The organism is Streptomyces sp. NPDC044061 (genome assembly GCF_056434305.1).
In genome coordinates this window covers 1-10,921 of sequence record NZ_JBWKFL010000099.1, presented here as the reverse complement: position 1 = coordinate 10,921, position 10,921 = coordinate 1, and the positions used below count along the sequence as shown (strand labels likewise).

Here is a 10,921-nt window from a genome sequence, read left to right as displayed (position 1 = left end):
AGGCATCGTCTGCGACGAATACCAGGACTACCGCAAGATGAACCCGTGATGTTTCGGCACCACCTCGCACGTGTTCGCCGGAACATGTGCGCTTTCCCGAACGATTCGTTCGAGGCAATCGCAACGCTGTTCTTCTCCTCGCGTTCGGTCAGGACCTGGAAGAGGAGTTCGGCTCCGTGACGGTCGAGTTCCATGTAGCCAAGCTCGTCGATGCAGAGGAGCTCGACGCGGCCGTAGCGGGCGATCGTCTTGTTAAGCTGCTTCTCGTCGGCGGCCTCCGTTGACCAGCTTCGTCGCGAGGGTGTAGCGGACGCGGTAGCCCTTCATCGCGGCCTCGGCGCCCAGGGCGATCAGCATGTGGGACTTGCCGGTGCCGGAGTCGCCGATCAGGCAGAGCGGCTGCCCTTTCTGATGACAGGGTTTGCTGACAGTTGGGTCGAATGCGACCACCACATCGGGGAGCGGCATGGCCAACCTGGTCTACAAGCGGGTGTCGACCGACCAACAGTCGACCGACCGTCAGAACCTCGTCGTGGCCGAGGCCGGGATCGAGGACCCGGTCGTAACAAGAAGTGCATCCCGCCGGGCGCGGCACGGAAGATCACGGATGACGATCTCAAGATGGCAATGATCCTACGCATCGGCGCGAAGGGAAGGTGTCCATAGGCATCACAACCGATAGACGGTCCCAAGTTGCCCGAGTGGTCGGTTCGGGGCCGATTCCAATGGGCGTACCGTGAATGTCACGACCCGCAAGGTAATCGAATCGACGAACAGAGCCGCCCAGTCGCCTGACCTACCGCGTTGTTGGAACATTCCTTCCACCGTGGCGAAGTAGACCTGATCTGGCCTGGACCAAGTCTCAGGACCGTGGAGCCATTGGGTTGCCGCGTCATGCGTCGTGACAACCATCAGCACGTTGCGCGGCTTCTGCTCCCCCCATTCGACAGCCCACTCCAACACCGCTTTCCCGACCCGGTCCAATAACTGTGCGTCCATGCGCTCGACGGTACACGGCGTAGTAGGACTCCGTTAGGTCTTCCTGCCGGGCCTGTTCAGGAGCATGTTGAGTGTGTGGACGCACATGAAGTGAGCCGTGTTCGGGCGAAGTTAGCGCTATTCGTCGCCGATGTGTTCGCCGCGGTGCCGCGCAAGGACCAGCGGGCCAAGGGCGACTGCTACCTGCGAGGACTGATGCTGGACGGCCGCCGCAAGTCCGTCCAGGCCATGGCCTCGCGGGCTGCCGGACGGCAACGAGCAGATCCCGCAACAGTTCGTGAACCAGTCCACCTGGGATCCCGTGCCGGTGCAGCGACTCATCTGCGAACGAATGCTGGCGCTGATCGACCAGGCAACCTGGTGATCACGATGTCTCGGTGCCCAAAGACGGAAGAATGTCGGTCGCCGTGGCTCCGCAGTACTGCGGAGCCTTGGGCAAACGCGCCAACTGCCAGGTCGCAGTCAGCGTCCACGCCGCCACCGACACCGCCTCCTGCCCGCTGCAGTGGCGGCTGTTCCTGCCCCAAGAGTGGGCCTCAGACACCGACCGAAGGACTATCACCCACATCCCGCCTGGGGCTACGCACCGCGAGAAGTGGCGCCTAGTACTCCAGCAGCACTTTGACGTTTTCCCTGTTCAGGGACGGTTTGGGTGAGTGTAGTGGGCTGGTTGTCGGACCGTGTTCTCTTTCCCGGACCGCCCCTCGATCGCGTGCAGCCGCCGCTGATAGTGGCAGCGGCGGGCGACGGCTCGGCGTCGTCTGCGCCAGTGTGACCATCTCAGTGCGCATGCGCTGATGAGGGGCTGCTGGGCGCGTGCGATGGGTGAGTGGACAGTTGCCAGGAGGCGCCGAACTTCTGCCACGGTGAGGGGCGCGAGGCAGGAACCGTTTCTGCTGCCCCCTTTGCTGCAGCGTCGGCGGCCATGACAGCCAGGAAGGCGTGTGCCAGTATCGCCAGAGTGATGTGCCGCATCCAGCCGGTGTAGCGGCTGACTTCGTACTGGTCGAGGCCACACTCGTTCTTCGCGGCCTGGAAGGCTTCCTCGATGGCCCACCGCATCCCGGCGACGCGTACCAGGTGCTCGACCGTGGTGCCGAGCGGCGCGTAGCCGAGGTGGTAGGCGATCTCCTCGGGCTTGCTGATGCTGCGGCGCGCCAGTGCCCACCGCTGGTGCGTGGGCATCTCGCCGTCGAAGTCCTCGATGGAATGGTCTGCAGGGCAGCCCAGTGGTAGACGCGCGGGCCCTTCGCGCCATCGCCGCACGAACGTCGCTCCCACGCTTCGTCAGGCGCCTGGGAGAAAAGGTGATCGACGCGACCGAAGTGCGGCACCTGCTGGGACTTGTGGACCGCGAGTACATAGGCCAGCCTCCTCCAGCATGCGGCGCAGCCGCCACTCCTGGCCGTAAGCGGCGTCCGCGGTCACCCAGGCGATCGGCAGCGGCAAGGCGATCGCCCGCAGGACCATGGCCTTGGCCAGGTCTGGCTTGGCGGCGAAGGCCCGCTCGTTGGGGATGTGGGCGGCGCGGCAGCGGTCGCGGTCGTCGGTCCAGGACTTGGGTAGATACAACTCCCGATCCACCAGGGCGCGTCCACGTGTGGTGGCGTAGGCGGCGAATACGCCGATCTGGCTGTTCTCGGTGCGGCCGTCGGTGCCGGAGTACTGGCGCTGCACTCCGGCCGAGGTGGTGCCCTTCTTGAGGAAGCCGGTGTCGTCGAGGATGAGGATCCCGTCGGGCTCGCGGAGCCGTTCGGCGACATAGTGCTGCAGGTCGTCGCGGAGCTCGTCGGCGTCCCAGCGGGCACCGTTGAGGAGCCGCTGGAGGCGGTCGGGTGTGCGGTGTCCGGCGTACTCGGCCAGCTGCCAGCCGTTTTTGCGGCCGACTGGGCCCAGCAGTCCACGGATGTAGTCACGCATCCTGTGACGCGGCTCGACGCGCCTGAAACGGTGGTCGGTCCGCAGGAACAGTTCCTCGAGCTCGCGTTCCAGATCTCAACTGCACGCTCGTCGATCACGTCAGGAAGCTGCCCGGACTGCTGCCACTATCGGCGTCGGCTGCACACGATCGAGGGGCGGTCCGGGAAAGAGAACACAGGCCCACAACCAGCCCACTACACTCACCCGAACCGCCCCTGAACAGGGAAAACGTCAAAGTGCCGCTGGAGTACTAGTTGGCATTACGGCGCATTCGACGGAGGTACGGAGCGCTGTTGGGATCCCTCGATGCAGCCCTGCATCATCGCCGTGGTGACCTTGCCCTTGAAGCCTGCTGATGGCGTCAGCTGGTCTCTGCACCAGCGAGAGACATCGTCCGCCATACCGGATCCCGGGTCGTCTCCCTGCTTGGCGAGAGCGGCGGCGAAGTCGTAGCCGCGCTCGTATTGGGCGTCCGCAATCGAGCCGGGCTCGTACGGGTTCCCGTAGATGATGAGACGCGACGGTTCGGAGGCGCCGCCTCGACTGATGAGCGTGGCGATCAGCAGCACAGCGGGCAGGCCGACCAAGACCGAGGCGAACAGCCAGCCCATCTTCAGGGACGTCCTCTTGCCGACCGCATAGGACAGCCCCGCCAGCAAAATGGCTAGAACGAACGCCAGGAACGGGATGATCGCTGCACCACCAGCCACAGGCCAGGCCCCCCTCTTTCGCAGCTCGGCGCGGTCATGCTACGTGCCGCGATCGGGCCACGAGGCGTGGGGTGCCCGGTACTACGTGGGCGCCGGTCACCACCGACCAGGCGTGGCAGCGTGGCACTCACTGGCCAACTCGAACACTCAGTCACAGATGTGTGACCGTGCACCGTATCTGGCACCGATGGACAACTTCGATGCACAAGTGCGAGCAGCATGGCCGAGGGCCGCGACCGGTCGCTCGTCGCTCAGAGTGAGGAGGCCCAGGGGTCGTCGTACGGTTCGGTTTCTTCGGGGTGGAGCATGCGGCGAACGCAGCGCAGGAGTCCCGGTTCACCGGATCCGGCGGCGGCGGTCATCCACGGCAGGGCGTCCATGGCGTGCGCGCGTTCGTAGGTGGCGAGGGTGTCAAGAGTGTGGTGGAGGTCCTCGGGGGCGGGTTCGTCGGTGAGGCAGAGCCAGCTGATCGTTGCGGCCAGGCGGACTTCAGGGGTCTGTGTCCGGTCTTGCCACCGCTCGCGGATCCACGAGGTGGTCGGCGGGTGTGCGTAAGCCCGGGTGATCTCGGCGACGGCGAGGAGCAGGCCGGCACGGACCATGGCGGCGCGCTCCGTGGTGTCGGAGGCGGCCCGCGAGCACTTCCGGCGCGCGGCGACACAGACTGTCATGGGGGGCATGTGGGGAGGCGGAGGGTGAAGTGTGCGCCATGCGAGCTCGGAGTGATCTGGAGGATGCCCTGGTGGATGGTGGTGATGCGGTGGGCGATGGCGAGGCCGAGCCCTGTGCCGCCGGTGTCACGGGTGCGGGCGTCGTCGAGTCGGGTGAAGCGTTCGAAGATCCGCTGGTGGTCTTCCGGGGGAATTCCGGGGCCGTCGTCGTGGACGTCGAGAACCGCTTCGCTGCGGTCGGTGTCGTGGGTCAGTCGCACGGTGATCGTACGGGTGGCGTAGCGCTCGGCATTGTCGAGGAGGTTGCTCAGGATGCGGGCCAGCAGGGCCGGGGTCCCACGCACGAGGACGGAACTGGGCTCGACTCTCACATCGATGACCAGGTTCCGGGGGGTGGGGCGGCGGGCGGTCGCCTCGCGCACGATGTCGCTGAGGTCCGCGGTGGTCGCGTAGCGTTTGGGATCGGTGTGTTCGTCGTCGAGGCGGGCCAGGAGCAGCAGGTTCTCGGTCAGGTCCTGCAAACGCATGGTGTCTTGATGGGCGTCGTGGACAACACGCGCCCAGTCGGCGGTGTCGGGCCGGTTGAGGGCAAGCTCCAGTTCGGTGCGCAGGCAGGCGAGGGGGGTGCGCAACTCGTGGGAGGCGTCCGCGGTGAACTGGCGCTGCTGGTCGACCGCTGTCTGCAACTGGTCGAGTGTGGTGTTCATCGTTGCGGCCAGGCGGGCGATCTCGTTCCCGGACCGGGGAACGGATACGCGTCGGCCGAGGTGGTGGGCACTGACGTCGGCGAACTCTGCGCGTATCGCCTCGACAGGGCGTAGCACCCGGCCGACGGCTATCCAGGTACTGGCGGCGATCAGGACAGTCAGCGCCAGTGTGCAGCCGATGACGGACCACGCGATGGTGTTCAGTTGGGCCTGTGCCGTCTGCGTCGAGTAGATCAAAACGACGTAGCCGTTGAATTCGGGGTAGCTCTCAGGCACCCGAATCGGCTCCGGTCCGTGTGCCGGATCAGTCCAGGGCTTGAGGGACAGGTCACCCCGGCTGCTCACCGAGTCGTACCCTGCCGGACGCCCCGACAACGACGGAGGGAGGTTGTGCATGTCGTACGGATACGTGCAGAAGGTCACCTGTTGGCCGTCGACCGGCCTCGGAGTGGCGGAGCCGCACTGGGGCACGGGCTTGCCGTCATGGAGGGCGCGCTGTCCTTTCACCTCCACGCGGAACCATGGCGTTTCTTCGGCACTGTGCTGCCGGGTCTGCTGCAGTATCGAGGCCCGGGCCGCCAGCGTCACCCCGGCGGCGGCAGCGGCCAGCGGAACGACGGCGATCACTGCGGCCAGGAGGGTGAGCCGCATGCGCACAGTGGTGGGCTGCAGGCGGCGCAGGGGGGACAGCGAACGGTGAATGCGCTTCATTGGTAGGCGCCTTCGGCTGTGTCCAGGCGGTATCCGGCGCCGCGGACGGTGCGGATGGTGTGCCGCTGGAAGGGGGTGTCGAGTTTTCGGCGCAGGGCGCTGATGTAGACCTCGACGATATTGACGTCACCGTCGAAGCGGTCGTCCCAGACGTGCTCGAGGACCTCGCGCTTGGAGACCGTTTCCCCGCAGCGGCGGGCGAGGTACTCCAGGACGGCGAACTCGCGCGCAGTCAGGGCCACCTCGGTGGTGCCGCGCCGGCAGCGATGGGCTCCCGGGTCGATCTCCAGGTCGCCGACGCGTAGGACGGTGGGCCGCTCGGGACGTCCCCGCCGGATCAGAGCACGCAGCCGTGCCGCGAGTGCGATGAAGGAAAACGGTTTGGTGACGTAGTCGTCTGCCCCGGTGTCCAGGCCCTCGGCCTGGTCGTACTCGCCGTCTTTGGCGGTCAGCATCAGCACCGGCGTCCACATGCCGGCCTCTCGAAGCCGTCCGCACAGCCGAAAACCGTTCAGCCGGGGCAGCATCACGTCCAGCACGAGCGCGTCATAGTCGTTCTCGAGCGCCAGTTCCAGACCACGGAGCCCGTCATGCGCGGAGTCGACCGCGTACCCCTCGCCGACCAGACCCCGGCGCAGCAATTCGGCCATCCGCCGGTCGTCCTCGACCACCAGTATCCGCATACCACCAGCATGACCGCCTTGCCCTGTGGGGAACCTGAAGACCCTTCAGGAACCTTCAGCTTCCTCACAGCTCTGTCATGCCACAGTCCTTCCACAGCCTGCCGCCGGGGGAACCACGGACGCGGGCCCGGAGGAAAGGGGGCCCGGAAGCCCAGGATCACGGGGCACCGATGGGTTTTCAGGCCACCACCCACGAAGGGACACCGGCCAATGCCGGAGACTACGCGAGAGAAGGTTCCAATGGATTCGTTCAAACGCCGGATAGCCGTGGTCTCCGCGCCGATAGCCGCGGCCTTGACGGTCGGTACTTTATCCCCGGCTGCCGCCGCTGCTCCCCCTACCGTCTCCCGGGCAGCCGCGCCGTTGTCCATCAAGGTCACCGGAGGGGCACATCCGTGGGCGCGTCCCGTCGGCAAGCCAGGCAACTGTCGGGCTGGTGTAGCGAGCGGTCTCCGTCCTGGCTGGCCAGCTACTGCCGACTCAACCACCGCTACGAGCGCCATCCCCGCGACTACCTCGTCTTTCCCGGACGGGCAGCCGCTCCCTGCTGCTGCAAGCGGATCCGCAAAATGATCATATAGGAACCGATATAAGCGAAATACAACCTTCTAGTGCTTTGGCAGCTCTCACATGGTGTGCCCACGACAACGGGGCATGAGGCAAAGGAGAGGGAATCAATGCGAACAACACGACGGGCGAGCCTGGCTTCGTTAGTGGCGGTGGCGGCGCTCGCCGTCCCGGCGGGGCTGGTGGTGGGTAGCCCAGGAACGGCGTCGGCGCAAGTTGCGCCCAAGACAGTTGCCGCCGAGGTCGCGTGCACCAGCTTCACCAACGTGAGTATTGGTGGCGGGTGGTACCTCCATGTGCCGTCGACGGGCCCGAACTCAGGAAACTACAACTGCGTCGTGGTCCGGGGGAACCACAACATCTCCGTGCTGGTCGTGCAGGAGAGCTTGAACGCCTGCTACGGCCAGCACATCGCGGAGGACTCGGACTTCGGCCCCGCCACCGAGCAGGCGGTAAAGAACGCTCAGACGAAGATCAACCAGACCAACGGCAACGTGTTGAGCGTGGACGGCCGTTTCGGTCCCATCACCAGCTCCTACTTCTCCTTCCAGGCATACGACTACACTAACGGCCAAAACGGCCGTCAGACGGGCTACTGCTACAGGCGATAGTCCATGACGTGTCCGCACAGCGGCCCGCCGTGCGGACACGCTGCCTGTCGTACGTAGGCCGTGGGCCAACCCCGGCGACCCCCCGGCCTGGCCCCCGCCGAGGCCCTGGCCGAGGCGGCCGGGCTGGAGCTGCGCAGGCTGGACCACGCCTTCGGACACCCCGGGCCCCGCGGCTGGCCGTGATCGAGGTCCAGCGGATCATGCACGATCTCCGCGTCGCCATCGGTGTGCCCGCCCCTGACGGTGCCCGGCGGGATGTCGCTGCCCGTCAGGGCATCGTGGACGGCCTGGACGTAGGGCCAGTGCGGCAGCCGCTGCGACCACCCGAGGGCCAGACCCGGCAGACCGAGGAGCATCAGCGCTGCCCTTGCCGAATATCTCATCCGGACTGCTGGGAGCCGGTTTACCGGGTGTCGCGGGCTGCAGTTCCCGCTTGCCTATGCCGGGGCTGTGCTGACCGATGGGCGCCCGGCAGGATGGCTGATCGTGCAGCTGCGACTGGCCTCCCTGACCATGGCGAACGCGTTCGCCGTGCTGCGCCTGCTGCCGATGACCGACCGAGGCAAGGACATCGAGATCGTGACGATGCGTCATCGGATCACGGTGCTGGTACGCCAACTCGGCAAGGGCAGGGTGCGCTTGGCCCCGAGTGATCGGGTGTTCCTTGCCGCGCTGCTGCACCGGCTCCCGCGCGGCGGGCTGCGCCGAGTGCGACTGCTGGTGCGCCCCGATAACGTGCTGCGCTGGCACCGCGATCTGGTCGTACGCCACCACGCGGCCCATTCCCGATCCAAGGGCCTGGGCCGGCCCCGCACAGTGCGCTCCATCCGCGTTCTCGTCCTGCGTCTGGCGCGGGAGGACCCCGGCTGGGGATACCGGCGCATCCACGGCGACTGCTAGGGCGTGTATCGAATGTCAGCTCCCGCCCCGGTCACGCTGCTTTCGCGTCCTCACCGGCCAGGAACGGATGCAGCAGCGTGAGCAGGGCGCGCGGCCGGTGCAGCGGGATGATGTGGCCGCAGTCTTCGATGACGTGTCCGGTGAGATCGTCGGTGACCGGGCGGAGTTGGCGTTCCAGCGCGACACCGACGGGCCGGGCGCCCAGCGCCATCGTTGGCACCGTCAGGCGGGCAGTGGCGACCGCCTGCTCGATCTGTACCGCGCTCTCGGGCAGGGCCCGGTAGTACGAGAACGCGCAGCTCAATGCCTGGCGGCCGGTGTAGGCGCGGACGAAGGCGTCCCGGAGGGCGGGGCGTACCCCGTCGCCGAGCGTGCCGGCGCTCAGAAACCAGTCGACGTAGGCCGCCTCGTGGCCCTCCAGCACGGTCTCGGCGAGGCCGGGCGCGGCGGAATGGAAGCCGAACCACCACGGCGGCCCGTCGGCGAGGAAGTCCTCGGCGCCGGGCAGCCTGCCCAGAACGGACTCCATGACGACTAGGCGCCGGACAAGACCGGGGCGGCGCAGGGCGAGGAGGAAGGCCGGCGCGGTGCCCGCGTCGATGCCCACCACCGCGGCCGAGGACACGCCGAGCGCGGTGAGAAGCGCCGCGGCGTCCTCGGCCAGGGTGCCCGCGTCGTACCCGGAGGCGGCCCGGCTGCTCGCGCCGAACCCGCGCAGGTCCGGCGCGATGACGCGGTAGCGGCCGGACAGATCGGCCATGACGTCCGTCCACAGCTCCCAGGTGTGCGGGAAGCCGTGCAGCAGCAGGACGGCCGGGCCCGATCCGGTGAGGGCGACGTTCAGTTCGACACCGTTGGCGAGGACGCGTCGCAGCTCGGGCATGGAGGGGCTCCGGGTATGTGGTGGGTGATGGTGACTAGGTCACGATAGGGAACTAGCCTGGTCCGTCCAAGACGGCACTTTTCCTTCAGGTGGTGAGCCCCGGGTGACCACATCGAGGCCCGGCGAACCCAGCCGGCGGCCCGGTGAGCGCGGTGATCTGCTGGATCCGCGCTGCCCGACCCGCCAGCTGCTCGACCGTATCGGCACCAAGTGGACGTCGATGGCGGTCAAGGTGCTGGCCGAGCAGGCTCCCGGCGAGCTCCGTTTCGCGGAACTGCGGCGCCGTATCCCGGGCATCTCACAGAAGATGCTGTCCGTCACCCTGCAGAGCCTGGTCCGCGATGGCCTGGTCGCGCGCCGCGTGGAACACACCGTGCCGCCCGCCGTCCACTACCAGCTCACCGGGCTCGGCCTGTCCCTCGAAGGACCGCTCTCCGCCCTGCGGGTCTGGGCCGAGACGCACATGCCGGAGATCGACCGCAGCAACCAGCTCGCCGACGAGTCACCCCCCAACTAGGGCGTGGATCGAACGTGCTGGTCACAGCCGCTCGTTGATGGCCGCGACGAGGACGGTCGCCTCGTAGCGGACCGCCAACTTGTCATACCGCGTGGCTAATGCCCGGTGTCTTTTGAGGCGGTTAATACCGCACTCGACCGCGTCCGCTCGCGGTAGTCAATCGGGTCGAGCTTCGGCGGCCGACCGCCAAGCGAGCCACGTTTCTTGCGGTTGCGGTCCTGGTCGGCCTTGTCCGGGATGGTGCAGCGGATGCCACGACGTCGCAGGTAGGCGCGGTTCGCGCGGGAAGCATACGCTCTGTCCGCGCGGACCCTTCTCGGCCGGGTGCGGGGCCTGCGGGGACCGAGGCGGGGAACCCGGACGCGGCCCAGGACCACCTCGAACTGCGGGGAGTCACCCCGCTGCCCGGTCGTGACGACGACCGACATGGGCTTTTGTCCCTGCTCCACGGCCAAGTGCAGCTTGGTGGTCAGGCCGCCGGGTGAGCGGCCGAGCCCGTGGTCGGCCGGTTCCATGGCGACGCCGCCGGGCGGCTCCTTCTGCAAGTCCCCCTTTTCCGTGCCCCGGCAGCATGCTGGCGGGCCCGCACAACCGTGGAGTCGACGTTGAGGTCCCAGGTAATCAGGTCTTTGGCATCGGCCCCCGCCTGCAATTCGGTGAAGAACCGATGCCAGATGCCGTCCCGCTGCCAGCGCCGGAACATGTCGTACACCCGGCCCCACGGCCCGTACTGCGCGGGCATGTCCCGCCATGGGACACCGCTGCGGACCCGGAACCGTATGCCGTCAATCAGTTGCCGTCTGGTCCATATCGGCGGCCGTCCCGGCTTCTTTCCCCTCGGTAACAGCGGCTCCGGTACTGCCCATTGCTCGTCTGTCAGATCTCCACGCGTCACGAACCAAGATCATCGCACGCGAAAGACCCGCTTTCGGTACACGCCCTAGGGTCAATGCCGTTGCATTACGGGCCCGCGAGTTGAGGTCTTGTGATGAGGATGGCTTGCACGCCGGTGCGGGTCGGTTGGGGCCAGGCATGGTGTTCG

General features: G+C 67.1%; 11 protein-coding genes and 4 pseudogenes. 5 read left to right on the top strand and 10 right to left on the bottom strand.

The features are described from left to right. Positions 1-98 precede the first annotated feature (98 nt). Positions 99-411: pseudogene (locus tag AC07CM_RS49235) on the bottom strand (ATP-binding protein); the annotation flags it as partial. A gap of 55 nt (positions 412-466) precedes the next feature. Here AC07CM_RS49235 and AC07CM_RS49230 point away from each other — a divergent pair. Then, positions 467-631 (top strand): hypothetical protein, encoded by a 165-nt coding sequence (locus AC07CM_RS49230; protein WP_478883110.1) that lies wholly within the window; start codon positions 467-469, stop codon positions 629-631. 38 nt (positions 632-669) lie between these two features. Here AC07CM_RS49230 and AC07CM_RS49225 read toward each other — a convergent pair whose 3' ends face one another. Next, positions 670-999, bottom strand: a complete 330-nt coding sequence (locus tag AC07CM_RS49225) for a hypothetical protein (protein ID WP_478883109.1) — start codon at positions 997-999, stop codon at positions 670-672. A gap of 75 nt (positions 1,000-1,074) precedes the next feature. Between AC07CM_RS49225 and AC07CM_RS49220 the strand changes: the two are divergent. Beyond that, a pseudogene (locus AC07CM_RS49220) lies at positions 1,075-1,610 on the top strand (IS701 family transposase); the annotation flags it as partial. Positions 1,611-1,779: 169 nt separating this feature from the next. On the opposite strand, the pseudogene AC07CM_RS49215 reads toward AC07CM_RS49220, so the two are convergent. The 5 genes and pseudogenes from AC07CM_RS49215 to AC07CM_RS49195 form a co-directional block, all read right to left on the bottom strand. Next, positions 1,780-2,991, bottom strand: a pseudogene (locus AC07CM_RS49215) (IS701 family transposase). Between the two features lie 188 nt (positions 2,992-3,179). Continuing rightward, positions 3,180-3,629 carry a hypothetical protein gene (locus AC07CM_RS49210; protein WP_478883108.1) on the bottom strand — a complete coding sequence of 150 codons (450 nt, stop codon included), beginning with the start codon at positions 3,627-3,629 and terminating at the stop codon, positions 3,180-3,182. 251 nt (positions 3,630-3,880) lie between these two features. Further along, positions 3,881-4,300: a hypothetical protein gene (locus AC07CM_RS49205; protein WP_478883107.1), complete on the bottom strand. Its 420-nt coding sequence runs from the start codon at positions 4,298-4,300 to the stop codon at positions 3,881-3,883. Beyond that, the gene (locus AC07CM_RS49200) at positions 4,297-5,718 is read right to left on the bottom strand and encodes a sensor histidine kinase (RefSeq protein ID WP_478883106.1); all 1,422 of its coding nucleotides are present in this window, start codon (positions 5,716-5,718) and stop codon (positions 4,297-4,299) included. The genes AC07CM_RS49205 and AC07CM_RS49200 overlap by 4 nt, the downstream gene beginning before the upstream one ends. Beyond that, entirely contained in the window at positions 5,715-6,401 is a 687-nt protein-coding gene (locus AC07CM_RS49195) for a response regulator transcription factor (protein WP_478883105.1), read from the bottom strand. The genes AC07CM_RS49200 and AC07CM_RS49195 overlap by 4 nt, the downstream gene beginning before the upstream one ends. 677 nt (positions 6,402-7,078) lie before the next feature. Here AC07CM_RS49195 and AC07CM_RS49190 point away from each other — a divergent pair. After that, the gene (locus AC07CM_RS49190; protein WP_478883104.1) at positions 7,079-7,579 is read left to right on the top strand and encodes a peptidoglycan-binding domain-containing protein; all 501 of its coding nucleotides are present in this window, start codon (positions 7,079-7,081) and stop codon (positions 7,577-7,579) included. Here the strand turns inward: AC07CM_RS49190 and AC07CM_RS49185 are convergent. Next, on the bottom strand, positions 7,567-7,962 hold the full coding sequence (locus AC07CM_RS49185; protein WP_478883103.1) for a hypothetical protein: 396 nt from the start codon (positions 7,960-7,962) through the stop codon (positions 7,567-7,569). The genes AC07CM_RS49190 and AC07CM_RS49185 overlap by 13 nt on opposite strands. Positions 7,963-8,065: 103 nt before the next feature. Here AC07CM_RS49185 and AC07CM_RS49180 point away from each other — a divergent pair, with 103 nt between their 5' ends. Then, positions 8,066-8,479 (top strand): hypothetical protein, encoded by a 414-nt coding sequence (locus AC07CM_RS49180; protein WP_478883102.1) that lies wholly within the window; start codon positions 8,066-8,068, stop codon positions 8,477-8,479. 31 nt (positions 8,480-8,510) lie between these two features. Here AC07CM_RS49180 and AC07CM_RS49175 read toward each other — a convergent pair whose 3' ends face one another. Next, positions 8,511-9,362: an alpha/beta fold hydrolase gene (locus tag AC07CM_RS49175; protein ID WP_478883101.1), complete on the bottom strand. Its 852-nt coding sequence runs from the start codon at positions 9,360-9,362 to the stop codon at positions 8,511-8,513. 103 nt (positions 9,363-9,465) lie between these two features. Here AC07CM_RS49175 and AC07CM_RS49170 point away from each other — a divergent pair, with 103 nt between their 5' ends. Then, positions 9,466-9,879 carry a winged helix-turn-helix transcriptional regulator gene (locus tag AC07CM_RS49170; RefSeq protein WP_478883100.1) on the top strand — a complete coding sequence of 138 codons (414 nt, stop codon included), beginning with the start codon at positions 9,466-9,468 and terminating at the stop codon, positions 9,877-9,879. Positions 9,880-9,900: 21 nt separating this feature from the next. Here the strand turns inward: AC07CM_RS49170 and AC07CM_RS49165 are convergent. Continuing rightward, positions 9,901-10,774, bottom strand: a pseudogene (locus tag AC07CM_RS49165) (IS5 family transposase). Positions 10,775-10,921: the final 147 nt, after the last annotated feature.